Raw genomic sequence first — 24392 nt, forward strand, 5'->3', positions numbered from 1 at the left:
TAAAAAGCAGTTCTGTTACGGTTTTGGTATCTTAGCAGACAGACACTTGTTTAAACAAAAATGAACCGCATGTTCCCTAAAAAAACCTACGTCGAAAGACGCGCCATACTTAAAAACACCCTCAAAACCGGGATCATCCTCTTTCCCGGAAACGGCGAAAGCCCGATGAATTATGCTGATAACTGGTACCCTTTCAAGCAGGACAGCAGCTTTTTATACTACACCGGTATTGATCATATCCCAGATCTGTATTTTTTGATCAATCTGGATACAGACGAAGAAATTCTTTTTGGCAATAACACCACCGCAGAACAAAAAGTCTGGGTGGGCGCCACCGAAAAACTGGAAAGTTATGCGGAGCAAACCGGTTTTAAGACCGTCAAACCGCTAAAGGAAATCGATACCTACCTCAAAACACAACTCGGCAAGGGCCTACAGATACATTACCTCACCCCCTATCGCTTTGAACAAAAAATTGCCCTGAGCGATTTGCTGAATATCCCGGTTCAGGAACTTGACGCGCACAAATCGGTACCGCTCATCAAAGCCATCGTTGCCCAGCGCGAACGCAAAACTGCCGAAGAACTGGTACAACTGGAAGAAGCGGTAAACATTACCCGAGCGATGCATAAGCATGCCATTGTAAATACCCGTCCGGGTATGACCGAGATGCAGATGGCCGGCCAGTTAAACGGCATTGCCGTAAGCGGTGGTGGCGGACTCGCATTCCCCATTATTCTTACCAAAGACGGCCAATACCTGCACAATCACGCTTCGCAAACCGTATTGCAGGATGGTGATCTGGTGCTTTGCGACTGCGGGGCTTACAACACCATGGGTTATGGTGGCGACATGACGCGCACCTTCCCGGCCGGTAAACGTTTTAGTCCGCTGCAAAAAGACGTCTACAACATTGTGCTCAACGCACACAATACGGCGGTTGCCGCTTTAAAACCGGGAATACGCTTTAAAGACGTGCATCTTTTGGCCTCCAAAAAACTGGTAGAAGGCCTTACCGATCTCGGTCTGATGAAAGGCAATGCCGATGATGCCGTGGCTGCAGGGGCACATACCCTGTTCTTTCAGTGCGGACTTGGGCATATGATGGGGCTCGACATTCACGATATGGAAAATCTGGGCGAGGAATACGTAGGTTATACGCCCGAACTGAAGAAGAGTACCGAGTTTGGCCTGAAATCCCTGCGTCTGGGTAAAGAACTACAGGAAGATTTCGTGCTTACGGTAGAGCCCGGTTTATACTTCAATCCGTTTTTAATTGACGAGCGCAGAGCGGAAGGTAAATTCCTCGACTTTGTAAATTATGATGCCGTAGAGCAGTTTAAGACTTTCGGCGGAATACGCGTTGAAGAAGATTTTGTCATTACCAAAACCGGAAGCAAACTGCTGGGTGAACCTCTTGCCAAAACCGTAGAAGAAATCGAAGCCTTAAGAAACTTATAAGAATCCCATGAGAAACTTTAAAAACCTGTTTATCCTTTTTATCCTGGTAAGCGCCGGTCTGGCGGTAAACGCACAGGAAACCGACCCTGCAAAATTAACGCTCGACCGGATCTACAATTCCGGCGAATTCAACGCAGACCGCGCCCGCTCGATCTCGTGGATCAACGAGGGCGATGCTTTTGTCACTATCGAAAATGAAAACGGTAATGACCAACTCATCAAATACGAGAGCAAGTCAAACGAACGTTCGGTTTTTCTGAGTGCAAACGCACTTACTCCTGAAGGTGCAAATCAGGCGCTCAATGTGGCCGATTTCAGCCTTTCTAATGACGAAAGCAAGGTCCTTATCTTTACCAACACCAGCCGGGTTTGGCGTTCCAACACCAAAGGCGATTACTGGGTCTACGATTTTGACACTCAAAAACTGAAGCAACTGGGCACACAGCTGCCTGCATCGTCCTTAATGTTTGCCAAGTTTTCAGATTCTAACGAACATGTCGCTTACGTTTCGGGCTTCAATTTGTATGAGGAAAACTTCAACACCGGTAACGTAACACAGCTCACTCAGGACGGAAACGGCGATATTATCAACGGGACTTTTGACTGGGTTTATGAGGAAGAATTTGGCGCCCGCGACGGCTTCCGCTGGAGTCCTGATGGCGAACATATCGCCTACTGGCAACTGGATGCTTCCGAAATCGGCACGTTTTATATGATCAACACGACCGATTCGGTGTATTCAAAACCCATTCCGCTGCAATATCCAAAAGCAGGCTACGATCCCTCTTCAGCTAAAGTGGGTATCGTAAACACCGAAACTAAAGAAACCAGCTGGATTCCGGTTCCCGGTGACCCGGTGCAACACTATATTCCGGCAATTCAATGGATTGATGCCGATTTGCTCCTGATTCAGCAGCTTAACCGTAAGCAAAATACCCTGAAGATTTACACCTTTAAGCCTTCCACCCAAAGTATTAAAAACGTGTACACCGAGACCGAAGATACCTGGGTTGATCTGCAATACCCTGATGTTTCGGCCAATCAATGGGGTCAAAACGATTTGTTGCTTACCGAAGATAAGGATGCGTTTTTGCGTATGACCGAAAATGATGCCTGGCGGCATATTTACAAGGTCGATTTAAAAACCGGTAAAAAAACGGTACTCACTCCGGGCGATTATGACGTGGCGGCTTTTTATACTGCCAATGCTAAAAAGGTATTTTTTTCGGCTTCGCCGGAAGACCCTGCGCAGCGGTATCTGTTTGAAGCCTCACTCAGCGGAAAAGGCAAACCCAAACGCCTTACTCCCGCTGAATATGAAGGCATCAACACCTATCAGATCGCTCCTAACGGCGCGTTTGCCATTCACAACCATACCGATGCGAATACCCCTACCACCACGCGACTCATCAGCCTGCCCGATCACAAGACGATCAAAGTGCTCGTAGCTAATACTGCATTAAAAGAGAAGTTAGCGCGTCTCGATTTACCGGAAACCGATTTCTTTCAGGTGGAAACCGAAGACGGCATTGTGGTGGAAGGCCGCATTACCAAACCCACCAACTTTGACCCTGCTCAAAAATATCCGGTGCTTTTTCACGTCTACGGCGAACCCTGGGGACAAATGGCTACCGATAATTTTATTGGGATGTACAACATCTTTTTGGCCCAAAACGGCTTTGTGATTATCAACCTCGACAACCGCGGTACACCTTCCCTGAAGGGCAGCGACTGGCGCAAATCGATTTATCGGAAGGTGGGTGTAGTCAATTCGCGCGATCAGGCGATGGCTACTAAAAAGTTACTTAACGATTGGAGCTTCCTTGATGCAGATCGCGTTTCGGTATGGGGCTGGAGCGGCGGTGGCTCGATGACGCTTAATCTGATGTTTCGCTATCCGGAAATCTATAAAACCGGAATGTCTGTAGCACCTGTTGCTAATCAATTGTTCTACGACAACGTCTATCAGGAGCGCTATATGGGACTTCCGCAGGAAAACAAAGAAGATTTTGTGGAAGGTTCGCCTGCCACCTATGCTAAAAATCTGGAAGGCAACCTGCTTATCGTTCACGGTACGGGCGACGATAATGTACACTATCAGAATATGGAATTCCTGGTTAACGAACTCATCGCAAACAACAAACAATTTACGATGATGGCCTATCCCAACCGTTCGCACGGTATTTATGAGGGCGCCAACACCCGCAGACACTTATATACGCTGCTTACCAATTACCTTTTTGAGCATAACCAAAAGTAAATCAAGCCAGCCTTTAAAAACTGAAAAACCCACAAGCTTAATTAACTTGTGGGTTTTCTGGTTTTAGGAATGCATTATTATGCCGCTACGGCGGTACGTCTTGCAGGCGTAAGCTGCGCCTCAATAAGTTCCTTCCATTTTTTAGCACGCTTTACCTCATAGTTCTGAGCCGGATCAATTTCAGAATCGTAAAAACTAAGCATACGAGATGCCTCGGCTGTTTTTGAGATAAACTCAAGATTTACGGCTTCAAGTGTTTGCTGGTGTTTACCATCTATTTTTTTAGAAACCACCACCTCGTGAACCAGAATACGGCTTATGGTATTTAAATCAAGATGTTGTACCGTTACTGTATCGTCTAGCAACTGACCAAAAAGCAACTGCCCTTTTTGAGTATCGAGGGCAATTTCACGGCTGTTCCAGTTTTCTTTTTGCTCCAAATTAAGGCCTTTGAGCTTAGCTTCGTCTTTTAAGCGGGTGCTCAGTTTTTTTGTTCGCCCCGAACCAAAAAGAATAAAGGCTATATAAGGAATTGCTACTAAGCCGGTAACTACGGCAAATACGAGGATCATATCTATTTTCATTGTAAAAAGTTTTGTGTTGTTTATGTAAGAATTGGATGCAAAGCATCGAAAAATCGACCCAGGCCCGTAGGACTGCGTCAATTGCAAAACGGAAAACAAACTAAAACTTAGGGAAACAGATGAAACGGAAAGATCTGCTGCAAACTGCTAAGACCGGGAATAATCAGGGCTGAAGCCTTGATGTAATTGGATTCCTGATCAGCATAAAAATGCAGATTTACAGGACTGCTTCTGTAAAAGCAAAATGGAACGAATGGTGTAGTGGTATCCTCCTGAGGTTGAACCCGATTTTCCGGAGAAGTTAACACAAACTCCACCGCGCCAAGAGCCTGATCGTTAAGGTGACCCAGCTCCAACTGATGTTTGGAGAAAGGATCCTCTGCGCGATCAGACTGAAGATTTAAATCTAAAGCATAGGAAGAACCGCCCGCTGTAAAAAACAGGAACAGACACAACCAAAATGCTTGAAAAATTCGCTTCATAATACCACACAAATGTATAGCAGCAACTGTTAAGTTGCTGCTAATTTTTCTAAAAAATTATTGAGACCTAATTGGAATATTCAGGCTCTACATCAGTGTCGGTCAGGGTCATTACAAAGTCGGTCAACGCCTGGAGTTCTGCTGCATCCAGTTGCAGATTATCAAAAGGCAGGGTCTGATGCGGCAGGTCAAAACCGAGGCCTGCCCCACCCCCTTTGTTGTAAAAATCCATCACCTCCTCAAGCGTGGCATAAACGCCGTTGTGCATATAGGGTGCGGTCACCCCGGCATTGCGCACGGTAGGCGTTTTAAACATGCCGCTTTGTATGGGTTCGTCATACATAAAGTAAAAACCCAAGTCGTCATCCAATTGTTTATTAGCCGCAGTCTCGGGCACGCCTATGACTTCTTTTTCGGTTTCTGCGAAAAAAGGCGGCACCGTTCCGCCGGTTAAGGGCATAAAATGACAGGTCGCGCACAGGGCTTTACCCATAAACAGATTCAACCCCACCTTTTCAGATTCGGTAAAGCTATCTTCCTCCCCACGCATATTTCGGTCAAATTTAGAATCAAAAGCATTTAGGGTCGAAATGTAAGAGGACAGGGCCATGATCGCCTGATCATTGGTTAATTTTTTGGTATCAAAAACTTCCTGAAAGGCTTCCACATAGGCAGAATCCTGAAGGATTTCCTCTGAAAATTCGTGAACACTGCTGTTGAATTCTTCGGCATTGGTAAACACCCCGGAAATCTGCGCCATCAAATCGGGAGCGCGCCCGTCCCAGAAAAACGCCTGTTGAAAAACCGAATTGATCAGCGTGGGCGAATTGCGTTTTAACGAAGTTCCGGCATTGCTAAAATTAGTAACCAGTCCATCTGCATAGGCTTTTTCCGGAATGTGGCAGGTGGCGCAGGCCATAGTACCGTCTTTTGACAATTTCGCATCAAAAAAGAGGCGCTTTCCCAAAGCGATCTGTGCTTCAGAGGGATTTCGGTTGGTCACCCTTCTGAAGAATTCCACATTAAAAGAATTATTCTCGAAAAAGGTAGGCGCATCAAAATTATAGGCCTGAGTGTTTACCGGTTCCCAAACCGCAGCTGTTTTCCGGATCTCTACCCAGGCTCGTGTAATGGGATTTAGATAGTCCCGCACAAAAGTATAGCGATCAAAAGTCTCAAAATCGCCATCTTTTCGAATAAAAACTACTGCGGCATCAATAGCTTCAGTGAACTTTTGGTCGATCTGTTTATCCTTTTGCTTAATCAATTCCTGAAGGGACAATTCGTACACGGTTTTGAGCGACTCCAGCGACTGAGCCGTTTCCTTTAAACCCAGACCGCTTACAGGAGTGTCAAAACCTGTAATTCCAAAGCTCAGCACCCGCATCAACTGCTGATGCGTCGCGATAAAAAAGCGCTGGGCATCCAGCTGGCGTTGGCCAACATTCTTTTGAAGTACACTGATCAGACCTCGGGTCAATTTAAGTTCGTGTTTAAAAAGCGCCTCATCTTCAGCTCCTTCATAAATAGATTCTTCCAGGCGTTGTAACCCTATGGGTTGCAACACGCGCTGGGTGTCATCGGTAAGACGCGGCAAAGCCGGACCATTAGCCTGATGCCCCACCGGCGGATTGAGGTACGACGCGTAAGGTTCAGCTTTTTTAAAGGCTTCTCGGGCTTTGATAAAGTAGATTTTAGCCAAAGAATCGGAAGAAGCCACCCCATCTAAACTGTCGAGATAGTCAGCCGTCTCGTTGATGTGCTTCAAATAATATTGATGCGCAGGTTGCCAGTCTACGGCAATTTCATAGGTTTCCGGGGCCGGTTTATCTTCTTTACAAGAAGCTAAAATCAGGCAAACAAGAAGACCTGTAACTAGGTGTTTAATAGAATACATCAAGTGGGTTTTACGTCAAAAACCCCCGGAGTCAAAGCCGGAGGTTTTAAGGTTGATTGGTTTGTTTTTACTTATCTGGGAAGTCCCTGAAGAATAATGATCTGACCTCCCTGGGTATCTTCGGCTCCTTCTAAGGTATGACCATCACGGCCTGCAAACGAAGCATTTTTCCAGTAGTGAGGTTGTAGGTTTAGAATGAAAGTACCCGGTTTATCTACCTTGTCTGAAATATCAATTAAAGCACCGTACTCCCCGCTAAATCCGGAGCTTCCGTTTTCTACCAAATCCTGACGAATAACAAATTCAAGCACCGGACGTGCATTGTTACCGTTAAGGTCAGACTGGTAAATGTATGCCGCGTGATTTCTGGAAAACGAGTTAGGATCTTCCTGAAAGTACACAAAGTTTTCAGTCACACAGATGTTATCAGGACTCTGTAGCAAAGACACGTTTCCGTCTGCATTGTTAGAATCGGTATTTCCGCTGATGATTTGAGTCAATTTACCTTCCAGCGGATTGGTCTCATCAAGCTCCAGTTTGTAAACCGTTCCCCAATCGTTATAAGTTCCTGCTCCGGGACCACGACCGGTTACTGCAAAAAATACATTTCGGCCTTTAGCATCAGAACCTTTTTGATAATCCACATCTTCCACACGCATAAAAGCAGAAGCCTGTACCCCGATACAAGCGGTTTCCATTTCAGTTTTGGTCTTATCTTTTCCATTTACTATCTCCACAAACTCCACATCATACGATTTCTGAAAATCCAGATTGCTTTCGTTATAAATTTTTCCGGCTTCCACAGCTTTTTTGCCGCCTGCCCCGTCAGCTATTTCTTTAAAGCGAAGCACATAAATTTTACCGTTTTCTAAATCGGCATCACCGTTTTCAGAAAGGTACATGGTCACCTGACCTTCAGAACCGCTGGAGTCGTCATCCCCACCTATGATAACGGTCTTACCTGCGTAAGCACCTTGTGGAAGCGGCACCGCATTTTCCCATGAAAATTCGCCCAAAGCATCCAGACCAAAATCAGCATCCGGGTCTGGTGTCATATACGGGTCGATCCCTTTTACATCGTAGTTGATGCTTTCCGAAGCCGAAAGGTATAAATCCTGTGACCCGCCATGAATCGCAGCTTCCCACATCGTACCACTACACTGGCGGGCATAGTCTGCCACGCTTGAGTTTAACAACCACTCGCCGCTCAAAGGCTTCAGGTTTTTATCAAGCATGATACGTGATACGGCATAGGTATCTTCGGCATTTACCACGTAGATATAGCCATCGCTGTTAGGATCTTTAAGAAAACCGGCACCATCCTGAGCCCCTACTAGTTTAAAGCCGTTGCTTAAGGTATCAGACGAACTGATAATGGAATAGGCCTTTACATAGTTAAATTGAGGCATCATCGCCACAAGCGGAGCCAGATTTGATTTGTCTGAAAACATTCCCGGGTCTGGTGTAAAATCCTGACCGTCTTCGCCGTCAACGCCATCTGCACCGTCTTGACCATCTACACCATCAACGCCGTCAATTCCGTCTTCTACATCACAGGCTGTAAAAACACTTCCGGCAGCACCCAGAAGCATCAGATTAAATACAAGTCTCTTAATTGTAATCATCTTTAAATAGTTTTTGATTTTTTAGTTTGTTTCAAAACTAGCCAGATGACCGTCGGTGAAGGTTAATTCAAAATCGTGTTTGGATTACCCTTTTCTAAAGTGAATGTTATAGGTGTTACCTCAACTTTACTATTTAAAGTTATTCTAAGGAGTTGTGTAAACTGTATTTGGGGAAATCCCCTATAAATCAGTCGTTAAGCCCAAATGCATAAAAAAAGTCTGTCCAACCAGGACAGACTTTTAAATTAACATTGAAAACCGGAGACCTAGACTTCGGTTAAAATCTGCGCAGCGTGATCTTTGGTTTTTACCTTATCAATCACCCGGGTAACCGTACCATTTTCTACAATAAAAGTGGTACGGTGAATGCCGTCGTATTCCTTACCCATAAACTTTTTAGGGCCCCAGACGCCGAAGGCATTGATCACGGTCTTGTCTTCATCGGCCAATAAGGGGAACGGAAATTCGTATTTCTCCTTAAAGTTGCTTTGGCGCTTTTCAGAATCTGCGCTTACCCCAAGTATGGCGTAACCCTGATCCTGAAGTTCCTTATAGTGGTCTCTCAGATTGCAGGCTTCGGCAGTACAGCCGGGCGTTGAGGCCTTCGGGTAAAAGAACACCACTACCTTCTTGTCGGCATAATCACTCCAGTTTACGGTGTTGCCATCCTGATCGGTTGTGGTAAATGCGGGAACATCATCCCCTTCTTTAAGCATATTCATAGCGTTTTATTTAGATTATTATTGGTATTATTATTCAAATTTTAAGGCAATAAGAAGTTCTTTTGCCTAAAGACTATAAATTTAAAGATTATGACCAAGGCCGAGAAGGTTAGCTTTGTTATAGATACGTTAAAGCGCCTGTATCCCCAGATTCCCATTCCATTAGACCACAAAGATCCCTATACCCTGCTTATTGCGGTTTTGATGAGTGCCCAAAGCACCGATGTCAAGGTAAACCAGATCACGCCCCTGCTGTTTGAGGTAGCAGATAATCCCTATGAAATGGTAAAGCTTACGGTGGAAGAAATACGGGAAATCATAAAACCCGTAGGTTTATCGCCTATGAAGGCCAAAGGTATTCACGGCCTCTCCCATATTTTGATTGACAAATACAACGGAAGGGTTCCGGAAAGTATTGAAGAACTCGAGCAATTGCCTGCCGTAGGTCATAAGACCGCCAGCGTGGTAGTGGCACAGGCTTTTAATATTCCGGCTTTTCCGGTAGATACACACATACACCGCCTGATGTACCGCTGGGGACTGACCACCGGTAAAAACGTGGTACAAACCGAAAAAGATGCCAAGCGCCTCTTCCCCGAATATTTGTGGAATGACCTGCATTTACAGATCATCTGGTACGGGCGTCAATACAGTCCTGCGCGCGGCTGGGATCTGGAAAAAGACATCATCACCGCAACTATAGGTCGCAAAAAAGTGATTGAAGAGTGGAACAAAGGAAGGAAGTAAAGCCGTTGGTTTTTTTAAGATTCAAAGATGGTCAAAGAAGATCTTCATATCTATTTGAAAGCAGAAACAAGGCAATTGCTCGAATTGGCCAAATCAAGGTCGCTATACCCAGTTTCAGAAAACTGTCTTTATATAACCAGCAAAATTGAAAATAATTCAAACGAGAACTTTCTTGAAGTAAGAAAACTTAGAAAAAGAAAAAATAAAGACAAAAAGCCAAGGTTCTTAAATGAAGTGGTCGCAGAACTTACTCACTTGTACGAAGACTTGTATGATATAAATCTATTCATCTACAAATCTTCAAAAAATATAAGTCTTGTAGAAATTCAGTACTTTCTAAAAAGTTCTCTTGATAAAGAATACCATAAAAAAGTTAGCCAAGATTCCCCGATGATACATTCCAAGTTAGCCATTCCTCCTTATGTAGAAGGAGATAAACAAATGTTTGATCTTAACTGGGAATTAGGTGGATTCAAACACCAGTGGAAACTTTTTTGGTGGAAGATATGTTAATACGTTTATTACCCGCGCGCGGCTGGGATCTGGAAAAAGACATCATCACTGCAACTATTGGTCGCAAAAAAGTGATTGAAGAGTGGAATAAAGGAAGGAAGTAAAGCCGTTGGTTTTATTTATTTAAAATGTGGAATTCCGTAAGTCGGGTGTTCAAATAACTAGTAAGTTTATAGAATTTGAAATTATTTCTCAAAGTTTGCTAGCGCGAGCGTCTCGCTCGTGTAGCATAAGTCAGTATTAAGAATGAGCCGAAAATATAAATTTCACAATCTATCTGGAGCATACTTCATAAGTTTTGCTACGGTATACTGGTTGGACGTTTTTACCCGGCAGGAATATTTCAACGTATTGACGGAAAGTATAACTTATTGCAGGGCTAAAAAAGGTATGGAGGTATTTGCTTATTGCTTTATGCCTAATCATGTTCATTTAATTTTTAGATCAGCTAATGATGATCCTTCAGGATTGATTAGAGATTTTAAAGGATTTACAGCGAGAAAACTCATAAAAACAATAAAAGACAATCCAAAGGAAAGCAGAAAAGAATGGTTATTATGGATGATGAAGCGTGCGGGTACTAAGAATAGTAATGTAAAAGAACTTCAGTTTTGGCAGCAGCACAATAATCCCATCGAACTGTGGAGCACTAAAGTAATTCAGCAAAAGATAGACTATATCCATAACAATCCTGTCAAAAGCGGTTTTGTAACAAATCCTGTAGATTGGAAGTATAGCAGCGCGAGAAATTATCAGGAAGATCAAACAGTTTTGGAAATAGATATTTGAGGTTAGACCACGAGCAGGATGCTCGCGCTAGCAATTTTTTATCAGGCATTAATGACAATTAATCCTAAATAATTATCATTTTTCTATTTGATTATAAACTACATTAGATTTCAATAACACGAATTATTCAATGTTCATGAAATCTATTTTTACACTTCTATCTCTTTTAGTACTAATAAATTACGGAAACCTTTCTGCGCAGCAAATCACTGCTCCGGGAGGTGCTAAATTTCTGGTCGAACTCGGTGGGGAATTTGGCGGGGAAGAAATTCTAACTGTCTATTTTGAAGAAGGTGGTGATCAAAAAATGCGCGCCGGTCAGGGCGGCTATTTGGCTGTGGGGGGCAAATTCCATTTTAAAAATCTGAAGTCTTTTATGTTGCGGGGTAGCGTAGGCTTTAAGTATGTAACCACCGCTGCCGACAATGCAAACATCAGGCTTACCCGTTTTCCCATCAACTTAGTGGGCTATTACAGGATTAACGAAGACTTTAGACTGGGCGCCGGGCTTACCACCCATCAACTCATTCGGTTTAAAGGAGATGGTTTTGTACCTGATGCTGATTTGACTAGCGGTCTTGGCGGACGCTTTGAGTTCGGCTGGCGCTGGGTTGCGCTAACCTATACGGCGATCAACTATAAAAATGAGTTTGACTACAGCTTTTCAGCCAATTCGATTGGTGTGGCGTTTTCGTTTACTTTTCCACAGGATTGATTTGAAATCCCCTATTGATTTTATTGAATACAACATCGTTAAGATTCTCATTTCTATCAACTTTGGATTTAACTTTTCAGATTACTAACAAAACAGTTCATTCTATTCATTTTCTTTGCTTGTCCAAAGAAAACGAATCAAAAGAAAAGACACTTTTTCTTAGGTCTTTTTGTCCTTTAGGGGCAAAACCGCAGTAAATCCCCTAAATTTTCTCCAAGGCTTCAAAAATTTTTAACGGGTATTTCCAGCTATACTGAAGAAAAAGGAGACTAAAGAATTAAATAATAGATATTATTTGAAAAATTCAATTTAGTAAAATAGTTAATTAAAGCTTCGTCGCTTCTTTACCTTTCCACAAAACTGATTGAACACTAGCTATTCTAAAACTAATTGATTAGTTTTAGAAATATAAAACAAGTACCAGTTATGAAGTATCTCCAATTCTTAAGCCTAAGCCTTTTTTTAATACTAACCAGCAGCTGTTCTACAGATGATGAGCAGGACGATTACCCGGAATTTGAGCTACAGACTCCTGATGAATTTTCGCAAGAAGAATATGAGCTTTACAGTTTATTTTTAGAAGAATGGTGGGGTTTAAATGAGATTGTCGTCGAGCAAAAAACAAGTGCCTGGGTATCAAATTATATAATCAATTCTGATTCAGATAATCAAAGAAATGATTTGAATACACGCTTTGAAGGTTATGATACGCAATTACTTGCCGATCAGGTTGAGATCAATACAACTCAATTATTTCTGGATAATCGCTTTTCACTTGCCGCCAAAAAAGTCTCCTTAATTTCTCAGGAAGAACTTGATTATATTCAGGAAAATGCGCCGGATAAAAACGCTCCCGGTGAAGATATCCCGTTTTGGAACTATTTCCATCAAATTTATGCAAACTCACAAGGCTTTATGTCTCTAAGTCGCATTTCATTTAACGAAACCAATGATCAGGCTCTCTTTGAATATTCAAGTGGATGTGGCAGCCTTTGCGGTTATGGCGGACTTGTCTATTTCCGTAAAGAAAATGGTGTGTGGCAATTAATTGAAATCGCCAATCTGATTATTTCATAGACTTCAGAAAAAGTACCTAAATACCCATAAAAAAGACCCGCTGATTAGCGGGTCTTTCTTTTAATTGAGAAGGGATTCCACCTTCCCAATTGAGGTATTCATAACACTTAAGGCTTTCGAATAATTTAATATTCGGTTTACGGTCTCCTTAGACGGATTCAGATTTTTTCGGTTTAAAGAAGATTTTTTAGAGTAAAGGTTTTCCATGTACTGTGGTTTAGTTTTTTAGTCTTACTAGAACGCACAGCCTTAGGTTTTATTCTATCCTAATTTGTTAAAATTATATTGTTTTTTTCAATCACTTTTCGCAGGTTAATCAGGGCATAACGCATACGTCCTAAAGCCGTATTGATACTCACATCGGTGCGCTCTGCGATTTCTTTAAAACTCATGTCGTTATAAATACGCATCACCAGTACATCGCGCTGATCTTCCGGCAATTCATCAATTAATTTACGTACATCATCTTCTACCTGATCTTTGATAATGCGTTTTTCGGCATTTAAATCGGGGTCACCCAAAACTGAAAAAATATTGAAATCTCCGGTGTTGTCAAACTTGGGCATACGTTTGTTCTTGCGGAAATAGTCAATCACCAGATTGTGAGAGATGCGCATAACCCAGGGTAAAAACTTACCCTCCTCATTATATCCGCCGCGTTTTAAGGTGCGTATCACTTTGATAAACGTATCCTGAAAAATGTCTTCAGTAACATCCCTGTCGTAAACTTTTGAATAAATAAAACTGTAAATGCGTTGTTGGTGTCTCGAGATGAGTATAGAAAGTGCCGCTTCTTCGCCCTTGAGGTAGTTGCTGACCAGGACAGCGTCAGAGATTAACATATCTTCCATAAAATTACTTTTTGTAGGTTATAGTGATCCGTTTATAGGATCGGGGTCAAAACTTTAAAAGTAATTTTCAGATATAGGCCTTTCGCTTAAATGTTAATATTGAGTCAAATATAACAACTATTATTCCAAATAAACAAACGCTGCTCCACAATTTTAACATTAACAGGACGTTGGGCAAAAGGTTGCAGGGTTATGCTTCCTATAAATTATCTTTGCAATCCTATTTCAATTGCTATGATCGTAGACGTTTCTAAAGCTGACCCTAAAAAGAATATCATCATCAAGGGGGCAAAGCTGCATAACCTTAAAAATATCAATACCATCATCCCGCGCAACAAGCTCGTGGTGATTACCGGCTTGTCGGGTTCGGGGAAATCAAGCCTTGCGTTTGACACCCTGTATGCCGAAGGGCAGCGCCGCTATGTGGAGAGTTTATCCTCTTACGCGCGGCAGTTTTTAGGGCGTCTCGACAAACCGAAAGTGGACTATATAAAAGGTATCGCTCCCGCAATTGCAATTGAGCAAAAGGTAAACAGTACCAATCCGCGGTCTACTGTGGGCACCTCTACCGAAATTTACGATTACCTCAAACTGCTTTTCGCCCGTATCGGCAAGACCTACTCCCCCATTTCGGGCGACGAGGTCAAAAAAGATACAGTGACCGATGTGGTGAATTACATCAAAACCTTTGAAGAGCGCAGCAAGCTGTTGCTCCTCGCTCCTTTTATTGTAGAGGAAGGCCGAAAGATTGAAGAAAAGCTCAACATCCTGCAGCAACAGGGCTATGCGCGTATAAAGGTTAATGACGAGGTAGTGCGTATTGAAGAAGCCGGAAGCATTACCGCAACAGACAAACTCTTTCTGGTGGTGGACCGAATCATCACCAAAGACGATGAGGACTTTGAAAACCGCCTCGCCGATGCGGTGCAAACAGCCTTTTTTGAAGGTAAGGGCGAATTGTTTATCGAAGATTTGGCTACCGGCAAGCAACGGCAGTTTAGCAACAGTTTTGAGCTGGACGGGATGCAATTTCTGGAGCCCAATGTACACCTGTTCAGTTTCAATAACCCCTACGGGGCGTGCCCTACCTGCGAAGGTTACGGAGATGTGATTGGGATCGATGAAGACCTGGTGATTCCCAATACCGCGCTTTCGGTTTACGAAAATGCCGTATTCCCCTGGCGAGGAGACAGTATGAGCTATTACCGCGATCAGCTTGTCAATTCCGCCTATAAATTCGATTTCCCCATTCACAAACCCTATTTTGAACTGAGTGATGCTCAAAAAGAGGTGTTGTGGAACGGAAACCAGTATTTTGAGGGTATCAATCAGTTTTTTGAATTTCTGGAATCCAAAGCTTATAAAATTCAAAACCGCGTGATGCTGTCGCGCTACCGCGGAAAAACCAAATGCAAAACCTGTGGTGGCAAACGCCTGCGTAAGGAAGCGAATTACGTGAAGATCAGCAACACGACCATTACCGATCTGGTTGCCCTGCCACTCAACAAAGTAGCCGATTTCTTTAAAAACCTCGAACTGAGCGAGCACGATGCTAAAATTGCCAAACGCCTGCTCACCGAGATTGAAAGCCGCCTCGAATTCCTTTCGAAAGTGGGGCTTAATTACCTCACGTTAAACCGGAAGTCCAACACACTTTCGGGTGGAGAGTCGCAGCGCATCAATCTAGCAACTTCACTGGGGAGCAGCCTGGTGGGATCGATGTATATTCTTGACGAACCCAGTATAGGCCTGCATCCTAAAGACACCGAGCGTCTTATTGAAGTACTTAAAAGCCTACGCGATCTGGGTAATACCGTGATTGTGGTGGAGCACGACGAGGACATTATGAAAGCCGCAGATGAGATCATAGACATAGGCCCCGAAGCCGGAACCTATGGTGGTAACGTAGTGGCCACAGGTACCTACGACGACATTCTTAAAAGCGAATCGCTTACCGCGAAATATCTAAATGGCACTATGGAAATTAAAGTGCCGGCAAAGCGCCGCACTTCTAAATACTATGTAGACGTAATCGGTGCACGCGAAAACAACCTGAAAAATATTGATGTACGCTTTCCACTGGGAGTTTTTGTGGCCGTAACCGGGGTTTCGGGTAGTGGCAAGAGTACGCTGGTTAAAAAGCTGCTCTACCCTGCTATGCTTAAGGAAACCGGTGGTTACGGGGAGAAAATGGGTCAGATGACCGGGATTGAAGGCAAGTTTGACAACATCAAGAACATCGAGTTTGTAGATCAGAATCCTATCGGTAGATCGTCACGTTCCAATCCGGTTACCTACATCAAAGCCTATGATGATATCCGTTCACTATATGCCGATCAGAAACTGAGTAAGATTCGCAATTTCCAAACCAAGCATTTTTCGTTTAATGTAGATGGCGGCCGCTGCGAAAACTGTAAAGGTGAAGGCGAAGTGACTATCGAAATGCAGTTTATGGCCGATGTGCATCTGGAATGTGAAGTGTGCAAGGGCAAACGTTTTAAAAAGGAAGTGCTGGAAGTCACCTTTGCAGATAAAAACATCGACGACATCCTCAATATGACTATTGATGATGCCATCGCCTTTTTTACCGAAAACAAGCAGGACAAAATCACCCGGAAACTCAAGCCTTTACAGGACGTAGGTCTGGGCTATGTGACCCTTGGCCAGAGTTCGTCTACCCTTTCCGGTGGAGAAGCCCAGCGTATCAAACTGGCGTCCTTTTTGGTAAAGGGAACCACCAAAGAGAAGAACCTGTTCATATTCGATGAGCCTACCACCGGACTGCATTTTCACGATATTCAGAAATTGCTGGCTTCGTTTGAGGCACTGATTAAAAATGGACATTCCATTCTTGTGGTGGAGCATAATCTGGATTTGATCAAATGCGCCGATCATGTGATCGATTTGGGTCTGGAAGGCGGCGAAAACGGGGGTTACCTCATCGCTTCCGGCACCCCGGAAGAAGTTGCTAAAAACAAAAAATCCTTTACTGCGGAGTATTTGAGGGAGAAGCTTTAATCAATGTAGAATTAAGAATGCTGAATTATGAGTTCTTTTCGCTCCGTGTTTGTGCTCGATTGTATCGCGTACTTTAAATATTAATTCCTTACATATCTTTATAGTTTGAAGAATGTTCCTTTCTTTTTTAGCTCGTGTCATTTGTATTATACGGGAACTCGTGAACCTCGTGCCTCGGTTTGCATTGCCCAAAAAAGAAACAAAAAACGCTAGGCTCACAAGACGATATCTAAATTTATCGTTCACTGCACTGCATGCGCTTAACTCGTCCGCTATCGCGGCCTCAAACAGAACCGCCTGCGACCTTACGCTCACTTCAAATTTTAGGATATCTTCTTGTAGGCCGATTGTAGAATGGAACTAAGAATATCATTCTTTAGTCCTCTTTTTCTTCAGTATAGCAAGAAGTTTCCGTTAAGAATTTTCGAAGCCTTGGAGAAAATTTAGGAAATTTATTGCGGTTTTGCCCCTAAAGGCAAAAATACCTAATAAAAAGGCTCCTTTCTTTTGGTTCGTTTTCTTTGGAGAAGCAAAGAAAATGAACAAAACATCCTCGTTTGTGCGCGATTGTATCGCGTACCCCTAAGTCAAATTTGGGGTAATTAGATAGTTGCTTGTTCTTTTCTTGGCTGGCACTACTCTGACTGCTGTAAAAGGTTTCTATGCAGAAGCAAACCGTTTAAGTAAATGTAGAATTAAGAATGCTGAATTATGAGTTCTTTTCGCTCGGAGAAAATCACTCCAGCTTCAGAGTAGCACCTGGGTTTTGAAGTGATTTCTAATACTTTCTCATCCGCTGCCTTTCACTCATAAAACACTTATAAATAAAGTTTTACACAACTACAGAAACTCTTAATTCTGCATTCTGCACTCCGAATTAAAAAATTTGGCACGCCCTTTGAATTATACTAAGCGTAATCAGATTGAATAGTAAAAATTCAATCCTTAAATGCAGAATTATGAAACGTATAGTACTTCTTTTAGCAGCGTGTTTCGCATTTGGAACTGCTGCGCAGGCTGCAGACTCTCATCCGCCTCGTAAAGTGGATAGACGTGTAGACACAAACCGAAATCTTATGCAACCCGTTGTGTTTATCGAAAACGGTATTGAGTTTCTGGTATATCCTGACGGAGCGCTTGATTTTAACGTCACCCCTTCATCGGTGCGTTTAAATGGGCAGTACGTACGTGAGATCTACAACCCGGTACGTTATGATGTGTACCGCACCGGTCACAACTACCGCAGAGGTTATGTACAGTATAACAGAATGGGTTTACCCGTACAGATAGGAGAACTTAGCCTTGATTACTTAAGGGATGGACGCGTTGCCCGCATCGGTAATATCCCCGTCAACTATAAGAAAGGCCGTTTAGACCGAATCGGTAATATGAAAATGCATTACGACCGCAGCGGTCGCATCTACAAACAAACCGGTTTTATTGATAAGTATAAAAACGCAGACGATTGCGATATGGGAAGCATTGAAATCATTGGTGACCGCAGTCGCAGATATTAAAATTTAATCCGGCAATCGGATATAATGTTGATTTTTTGGTTGGTTAGTTGGAAATCCCTGGCAGATTCGTCTGTCGGGGATTTTTTATGAGTGCTCAGGAGTACTTTATGGGCTCCGTCAAAGGCTAAAACCCGAGGCTGGCGTTTAAATCAAAGCTTTCTTTACTTTGGATGCCTCGCAGGCTTGCCGCGAGGTAGTTTACATCGTAATTTTGCCGCTATGCACATTCAAGATACCATTGCCGCATTAGCGACTGCTCCGGGTGCCGGGGCCATTGCCGTTATACGGGTTTCGGGCGAAAACGCGATCCCGCTTGTTTCTTCGGTTTTTAAGGCCAAAAGTGGAAAGATTCTGGAAGATCAGGAAAATCATACCCTGCATCTGGGCAATATTGTAGACGGAAGCCGAATCATTGACGAGGCGTTGGTATCCCTGTTTAAAGGAAAACGCTCCTATACCGGTGAACCTACCGTTGAGATCTCCTGCCACGGAAGCCCTTATATTCAGCAGGAAATTTTGCAGCTCCTCTTTAGAAAAGGCTGCCGCGCCGCAAAAGCCGGGGAGTTTACCCTGCGGGCCTTTATCAATGGAAAGATGGATTTGAGTCAGGCGGAAGCCGTGGCCGACCTGATCGCCAGCGACAATGCCGGAGCACACCAGATCGCGATGCAGCAAATGCGTGGAGGTTTTAGTAACGAAATCGCCCAGTTGCGTCAGGAACTGCTCAATTTTGCCTCCCTGATCGAGCTCGAACTCGACTTTGCCGAAGAAGATGTAGAGTTTGCCAACCGGGAAGAATTTCAGGAGCTTATCGCAAAAATCACCCGGGTTTTAAAACGCCTCATCGACTCCTTTGCCACAGGTAATGTGATTAAAAACGGAATCCCGGTTGCGATTGTAGGCGAACCCAACGTAGGAAAATCTACTTTGCTAAATGCGCTGCTCAACGAGGAACGTGCCATTGTAAGCGATATCGCAGGTACCACGCGCGACACTATTGAAGATGAACTCAGCATAGGCGGTATTGGTTTTCGCTTTATAGATACGGCCGGAATTCGCGAAACGGTAGACGTTATTGAAGGTTTGGGGATCAAAAAAACCTTTCAAAAAATAGAACAATCTCAGATCGTCATCTACTTATTTGATGCGGAAAAATTCAGAATTCAGAATTCAGAATTAAAAATTGAAATTGAAAAGATCAAAAATCAGTTTCCGCAGAAGCCCCTGGTTGTGGTGGCCAATAAAGTAGATAAACTCAGTGAAACCGCGCTAGCCGAACTCAAATCGCAAATCGCAAACCTGCACCTGCTCTCTGCTAAAAACAAAACCGGCGTTGAAGAACTCACCGATAAACTACTACAATTTGTAAACACCGGTGCCTTGCGCAATAACGAGACTCTGGTGACTAACTCTCGTCATTACGATGCCCTGCTTAAAGCTTTAGAAGAAATTGAAAAAGTACAACTGGGTATTGATGCCGGGCTCAGCGGCGACCTGCTGGCCATAGACATTCGGGAGGCACTGTACCATTTTGGGGAGATCACCGGGCAGGTCACCAACGACGAATTGCTGGGCAATATCTTTGCTAATTTTTGTATTGGGAAATAGACCTTAACCTCCTGCAAACCAAATCATTTATTCTATTCAACTTCAGACTAATATCTGATTTTTAAATTTAGCTCTGAAAAAAGCGCAATCCCCAAGCTACTAGCTGAGGATTGCGCTTCAGGCTTGCAGCAACTACAATTCCGCTTAAAATCAAACGCCCGGAAATGAATTGGATCGTATTGACCTTGTCTAAAGCTTCCACTTAAACCCTCCGTTTATTACAAACCCATCTACAGGTGCGTAAATATCCCTGAAGTTGGGATCGTTTAAGCTTCCGGTGTAAATGGTGTCAAACCGCGTTTGTCGGGTGTCCAGCAGATTTTCGAAGTTTAAAAATAAGGAGAACTTTTCCCCGAGTTTCTTTTCGGTCATCACACCCAGAATCCAGTAGGCCTGCCCTGTAGTTCCTTCATTTAAAAGTTGTGGACTGTAATAATAGCCTTCCAGCCCGATCCAGAAATTTTCGTGCTTTTCATACATCAGTACATTGTTTAGCCGGTGTTGCGCAACCAGGGGATATGGGCTGCTGGTACCCTGATAATGCTGGTTTACATCGGCCAGGGTATAGCCTATGAATAACTTAAAATCCTGATATTTCCAGCGCATATTAGCCTCTATACCCTTGCTGTCGAGATAGCCATCAGGCTGATCGAACGAGTACATACTGCTTCCCGTTTGATTCAGCAGAAGCGGATCGTTGATACGGGTGTAAAACAAAAGCAGATTGGTAGAGAGGTTGAGCTCTGAAGTAATCGACCACTTGTAATTACCATCGAGGTTAAAGCCTATAGAACGCTCTGCCCCGCTTTGATCTACAGCAATGGGCATGACATTTTGAAATTGCAGGCGCTCCACCTCTTCGGTAAAAACGGTAGGTGTTTTATAACCCAGGCCACCACCTATTCTAAACGTAAGCAGGTTGGTAGGTTCAAACATCAAAGAAAATCTGGGCAACACAAAAGTGCCGTAATTGCTTTGGTAATCGGTGCGCAAGCCGGTTTCTAAAGTCCATCGTTCTTCAAAATCCCAGATATTTTGTGCAAAAGCGCCCAGGGTGTAATTGGTAAAACTCAAATCCTGACCGGCCGCCCCCTGTTGCTGCGTAAAATCGTCGGTCCATAAGTTTACACCTAGCACCCATTCGGTATCCCGGCCTGTGGTGGTATAATTAAGTTCAGAAAATGAGGCCACCTGCCGACCGCCAAAACTATAGTCCGGCACTTCAATTTCGCGCTCAAAAAGACTTATACTGTTTTTCAGGTTAAGGCTGGCAGTTTCAGACAGCGTATAGCTCGCCTGTACCTGAGTTGAAAAGCGTTCCGTCGTGTTGCGCTCAAAATACCCGGTTTCACTATCTCCTTTCACATAATCGATGGCACCACCCAGGCGATCTTCGGTAACATAATTAAAGCCTGCGTTAATCGTGGTTTGATCATTCAGATACAGATAAAATTTCGGGTTTAGCGTAAAACGCTCAAACTTTGGAATCGCGGTAAGTCCGTTATCTGCCGGATCGTATGGCGTACCCAGATTGTAAGAAGCAAAAACAGTAGTTCCGGTTTTACCGTATTTTTCCGAATAAAATCCGCTTAAGTCCAGCCCCAGTGCAGAAGTCCCATTGGCCATAAAACTGAGTTCGGGCTCCTCCTCCGGTGTCTTCGAAATCAAATTAACCAGACCGGCGATAGCCCCACCTCCATACAGGGTTGAGGATGCACCTTTTATCACTTCCACCTGTTTTAAATCGAGCGGGGCTATCTGCATCAGGCTGAGACCACCCGAATAGCCGGAATACAACGGGAGCCCATCGCGCAGCAGCTGTGTATATTTCCCGTCGAGGCCCTGTATGCGTATACTCGAATTGTAACTGGTGGCCGATATTTGCTGGGTTTGAATTCCGGTGCTTTCATTGAGCAACATACGAATATCTCCCGGTTTCATATTGCCTTTTTCGGCTAGTTCTTCACCCGCGATAAACTCGATGCGGGTGGGTATGTCCTGAAAAGTTCGGGAACTCCGGGTAGATTGGATGACCACTTCTTCCATTTCCTCTTCAGCCGGTTCCATATAAATGGTGGGGTTCTTATCGGCCGGATTGAGCGGAAAGCTAAGGCTAAGGTTTTGGGTTTCAAAACCTACGTAGCGAATTTCAAGCGTGTAGGTACCATCAGGGATTCCGGTGATTTCCACAACCCCGTTGGCATCGCTAATGGCTCCTGTATTTAAGGATTGCATGCTTACGGAAACGCCGTAAAGCGGTTGCCGGGTTTCTGCATGTTTAAGGCTTGCTTTAAAGGTATTTTGGGCAAAAGCTGAACTGCATAACAGCATGAACAGCATCGTGATAGGATGTTTCAAAAGACTTCAATTTAGGTGATTAAAAAATTGGTTTTCAACAGGGTGAAAACACTAAACGGATTGTAATCGAGCCCGGGGAGGCTTGAAGGAAGTCTCATGGTAATCTTCCCGGTAAAAATTGAATTTTGAAACCGGTACAGCCAGGGATACCTGCTCCTGAAGAAGAAAACAGGTCTCTAACTCCTGTATGGAAAAGCCGGTACAGCTCCCACAGGTAAAAAAGGGCGAACAGGGTTCGTCACAGGGCGTATTTTCACAATCTGAAGATTCCTCACAGGATTGATGCTCCGTTGCATTTTCAAAATCACCTGTACAGCAATGAGTTGCAGACAAAAACAAGGTCAAGCCGGTAAGCAGAAGTATCAACACGTTCATCGGGTTAAAAATAGGGATTTTGAATACAGCTTTAAAGCTTCTGCTAAAGTTTGATGCAGGGAACTCCGTTCATTTCACACTGCTGATTGCATCCTGGCGGTTTTCAGGAACTCCTTTTTAGTTGAGCGTATAAAGCGTCGTGACCAGGTTTCCCTTTGCTTCGGGAGCGGAAAGGCTGAGGAGTTCCCGGCTCTCTTTCACCTTAAGATGAAAAGGAGCTGCCAAAAGATCAACCCCACTCTGCTTTTTGAGTCGGATGCCCTGCCCGGAAATGAGATCTGCATTGGGTTCAAAAGGGGAATCGGGAAGATGTTCGGTAAGAATTACATACCTGAATGCATACAATTTGGGTACAATTGCGCAGATCTCGGCGTTTGAAAGATGCTGCAATACCTGCCTTAAGAGCGCGCAATCTCCATCGGGCAAGGGATCTTTCGCAAGATCTAAAACTTCAAAGCTCAATTGCGGGGCTTGATAGTGTTTTTGATTATAGGCGATTAAATCTGGTACAATATCAACCGCCTTATAGCGCTGTGTATAGGGTACCAACCTGCTCCCCACGTTAAAATCGCCACAACCCAGATCACACACGCGCAGCGGTGGATTGAAACTCCTGAGAAATGCACCTGCCACTTCTACATAAGCGTTTACGGTTTTGGGGTCGTGCGAGCCGGCCCCCGAATAAAATGCTGCTTCGCCCTTACCCCACAGGTTCTTTTCATAGACCTGCGACATCGCAGCCTGAGTTGGCCAGGGAATTTTGTTTCGCTTCTTCACAGCTGCAAGATAGCATTCCTGTAGCGATGAAATTTTAGTGATCCGGTGATTTTGTACCCATTTAAACCGGTTAGGTTGAACCACTGCTATTTAAAGACAAGGGCCCAGTATATCAGCTATATTTGTTTTGATCTAATACGTGGAAACCCATTTTATATGCGAGACTTTAACCGGGAAAAAGAACAGCTGATAAGCGATCTGAAACTAGCTATTGCTGAGCATCCGGAAGAAAAAATTTTTGTTGAGATTCACAGGATACTGCTGGATTTGAACGGTCCGAAGCAATTGGTAAATCTTCCCGGCGCGATTGATAATGCAGGTTTGGCCGATTTTCAAAAGGCGATTTTAGCGAATCCTAAAAATAAAAGCTCTGAAGAAATTCGGAAACTTTTATCCAGATATGGTCAAAAAAAATATCCCGGTGTCTTAAGCAGGATGATCGTAGATGCGTTGGATTATAAATTTCATATTGGTGAGCGCATTATTGAATTTGAGCGTTATTTTTCTGATCCTACCAATTCTTTAATTTCAACTGACCTGAAAAAACTGGCTAAATACCTCCTGAAAAAAAATAGAAGCATTACCTATTGGGGAAAGGCCTGGTCCGGGAATAAAGCATATTGGATTTATTTTGATGCCGTTCTTGATGTCGAAAAGCTTCGGGCGAAATTCAATTTTGAAGAGCATGTTACTGTGCATCAAAATTCAGATCCTAAATCGGGTTTAGAAAAAGGATTTATCGATCAAAAAACGGGTGAAGGAATCATAGGCAGACTGCATTAAACAACACGTAAACCCGGGATTTCCGGTTGACCCCACCTGTTCGTGGGCGATTGTATGAGCATCCCCCCATTTGTAGGGCAGTTTTCAGCTTAAATTAAGTTCCGGCTATATTGACTAAGCTGCTTTTTGTTGTTTGTTTAAATACTTTACCAGCGGTATTTCGTTTTCTATTCCCTGATGCCTTCTTTTTGTATTGTAATAACTAAAATACGTTTTTAATTGTTGGTATAGAT

General features: G+C 43.6%; 21 protein-coding genes and 1 pseudogene. 12 read left to right on the top strand and 10 right to left on the bottom strand.

What is annotated here, in order from left to right:
• Nucleotides 1–69: 69 nt before the first annotated feature.
• Together LLW17_RS17480 and LLW17_RS17485 are read left to right on the top strand one after the other, a co-directional pair.
• Complete coding sequence (locus LLW17_RS17480; RefSeq protein WP_228231583.1) at nt 70–1461, top strand: aminopeptidase P family protein; 1392 nt, start codon at nt 70–72, stop codon at nt 1459–1461.
• Between the two features lie 7 nt (nt 1462–1468).
• Entirely contained in the window at nt 1469–3721 is a 2253-nt protein-coding gene (locus LLW17_RS17485; protein WP_228231584.1) for a S9 family peptidase, read from the top strand.
• A 77-nt stretch (nt 3722–3798) separates the two neighbouring features.
• Here the strand turns inward: LLW17_RS17485 and LLW17_RS17490 are convergent, their stop codons facing one another.
• The 5 genes from LLW17_RS17490 to bcp form a co-directional block, all read right to left on the bottom strand.
• Nucleotides 3799–4305 carry a hypothetical protein gene (locus LLW17_RS17490; RefSeq protein ID WP_228231585.1) on the bottom strand — a complete coding sequence of 169 codons (507 nt, stop codon included), beginning with the start codon at nt 4303–4305 and terminating at the stop codon, nt 3799–3801.
• Between the two features lie 107 nt (nt 4306–4412).
• A complete protein-coding gene (locus LLW17_RS17495) occupies nt 4413–4787 on the bottom strand; it encodes a hypothetical protein (RefSeq protein WP_228231586.1) in 375 nt (124 codons plus the stop codon).
• A 67-nt stretch (nt 4788–4854) separates the two neighbouring features.
• Complete coding sequence (locus tag LLW17_RS17500) at nt 4855–6684, bottom strand: cytochrome c peroxidase (protein WP_228231587.1); 1830 nt, start codon at nt 6682–6684, stop codon at nt 4855–4857.
• Nucleotides 6685–6755: 71 nt separating this feature from the next.
• The gene (locus LLW17_RS17505) at nt 6756–8309 is read right to left on the bottom strand and encodes a PhoX family protein (protein ID WP_228231588.1); all 1554 of its coding nucleotides are present in this window, start codon (nt 8307–8309) and stop codon (nt 6756–6758) included.
• Nucleotides 8310–8575: 266 nt separating this feature from the next.
• A complete protein-coding gene (gene bcp / locus LLW17_RS17510) occupies nt 8576–9031 on the bottom strand; it encodes a thioredoxin-dependent thiol peroxidase (RefSeq protein WP_228231589.1) in 456 nt (151 codons plus the stop codon).
• A 90-nt stretch (nt 9032–9121) separates the two neighbouring features.
• Between bcp and LLW17_RS17515 the strand changes: the two genes are divergently transcribed.
• From LLW17_RS17515 to LLW17_RS17540, 6 genes and pseudogenes are all read left to right on the top strand, one after another.
• Nucleotides 9122–9778, top strand: a complete 657-nt coding sequence (locus tag LLW17_RS17515) for an endonuclease III domain-containing protein (RefSeq protein ID WP_228231590.1) — start codon at nt 9122–9124, stop codon at nt 9776–9778.
• A gap of 27 nt (nt 9779–9805) precedes the next feature.
• Entirely contained in the window at nt 9806–10291 is a 486-nt protein-coding gene (locus LLW17_RS17520) for a hypothetical protein (protein WP_228231591.1), read from the top strand.
• Between the two features lie 11 nt (nt 10292–10302).
• Nucleotides 10303–10395, top strand: a pseudogene (locus tag LLW17_RS17525) (endonuclease III); the annotation flags it as partial.
• 142 nt (nt 10396–10537) lie between these two features.
• Nucleotides 10538–11080 carry an REP-associated tyrosine transposase gene (locus LLW17_RS17530; protein WP_228231592.1) on the top strand — a complete coding sequence of 181 codons (543 nt, stop codon included), beginning with the start codon at nt 10538–10540 and terminating at the stop codon, nt 11078–11080.
• A gap of 136 nt (nt 11081–11216) precedes the next feature.
• Nucleotides 11217–11795, top strand: a complete 579-nt coding sequence (locus LLW17_RS17535; protein ID WP_228231593.1) for a hypothetical protein — start codon at nt 11217–11219, stop codon at nt 11793–11795.
• 426 nt (nt 11796–12221) lie between these two features.
• Nucleotides 12222–12872 carry a hypothetical protein gene (locus LLW17_RS17540; RefSeq protein ID WP_228231594.1) on the top strand — a complete coding sequence of 217 codons (651 nt, stop codon included), beginning with the start codon at nt 12222–12224 and terminating at the stop codon, nt 12870–12872.
• A gap of 60 nt (nt 12873–12932) precedes the next feature.
• Here the strand turns inward: LLW17_RS17540 and LLW17_RS17545 are convergent, their stop codons facing one another.
• The gene (locus tag LLW17_RS17545; RefSeq protein WP_228231595.1) at nt 12933–13079 is read right to left on the bottom strand and encodes a hypothetical protein; all 147 of its coding nucleotides are present in this window, start codon (nt 13077–13079) and stop codon (nt 12933–12935) included.
• Between the two features lie 59 nt (nt 13080–13138).
• Nucleotides 13139–13723, bottom strand: coding sequence for an RNA polymerase sigma factor (locus LLW17_RS17550; RefSeq protein WP_228231596.1), 585 nt, complete (start codon nt 13721–13723; stop codon nt 13139–13141).
• Between the two features lie 234 nt (nt 13724–13957).
• Between LLW17_RS17550 and uvrA the strand changes: the two genes are divergently transcribed.
• From uvrA to mnmE, 3 genes are all read left to right on the top strand, one after another.
• Nucleotides 13958–16741 (top strand): excinuclease ABC subunit UvrA, encoded by a 2784-nt coding sequence (uvrA, locus tag LLW17_RS17555; protein WP_228231602.1) that lies wholly within the window; start codon nt 13958–13960, stop codon nt 16739–16741.
• 959 nt (nt 16742–17700) lie between these two features.
• Nucleotides 17701–18258, top strand: coding sequence for a hypothetical protein (locus tag LLW17_RS17560; RefSeq protein WP_228231597.1), 558 nt, complete (start codon nt 17701–17703; stop codon nt 18256–18258).
• A gap of 219 nt (nt 18259–18477) precedes the next feature.
• Complete coding sequence (gene mnmE, locus LLW17_RS17565; protein WP_228231598.1) at nt 18478–19866, top strand: tRNA uridine-5-carboxymethylaminomethyl(34) synthesis GTPase MnmE; 1389 nt, start codon at nt 18478–18480, stop codon at nt 19864–19866.
• Nucleotides 19867–20055: 189 nt separating this feature from the next.
• On the opposite strand, the gene LLW17_RS17570 is transcribed toward mnmE, so the two are convergent.
• The 3 genes from LLW17_RS17570 to LLW17_RS17580 all read right to left on the bottom strand — a co-directional run bounded on the left by LLW17_RS17570 (nt 20056) and on the right by LLW17_RS17580 (nt 23334).
• A complete protein-coding gene (locus tag LLW17_RS17570) occupies nt 20056–22224 on the bottom strand; it encodes a TonB-dependent receptor (RefSeq protein ID WP_350355224.1) in 2169 nt (722 codons plus the stop codon).
• A 51-nt stretch (nt 22225–22275) separates the two neighbouring features.
• Nucleotides 22276–22599, bottom strand: coding sequence for a hypothetical protein (locus LLW17_RS17575; protein ID WP_228231599.1), 324 nt, complete (start codon nt 22597–22599; stop codon nt 22276–22278).
• A gap of 117 nt (nt 22600–22716) precedes the next feature.
• Complete coding sequence (locus LLW17_RS17580) at nt 22717–23334, bottom strand: class I SAM-dependent methyltransferase (RefSeq protein WP_262909020.1); 618 nt, start codon at nt 23332–23334, stop codon at nt 22717–22719.
• Between the two features lie 198 nt (nt 23335–23532).
• Between LLW17_RS17580 and LLW17_RS17585 the strand changes: the two genes are divergently transcribed.
• Nucleotides 23533–24159, top strand: coding sequence for a hypothetical protein (locus LLW17_RS17585; RefSeq protein ID WP_228231601.1), 627 nt, complete (start codon nt 23533–23535; stop codon nt 24157–24159).
• The last annotated feature ends 233 nt before the right edge of the window (nt 24160–24392 follow it).

This window comes from Leeuwenhoekiella parthenopeia, from assembly GCF_020782115.1.
Taxonomy (GTDB): Bacteria; Bacteroidota; Bacteroidia; order Flavobacteriales; family Flavobacteriaceae; genus Leeuwenhoekiella; species Leeuwenhoekiella parthenopeia.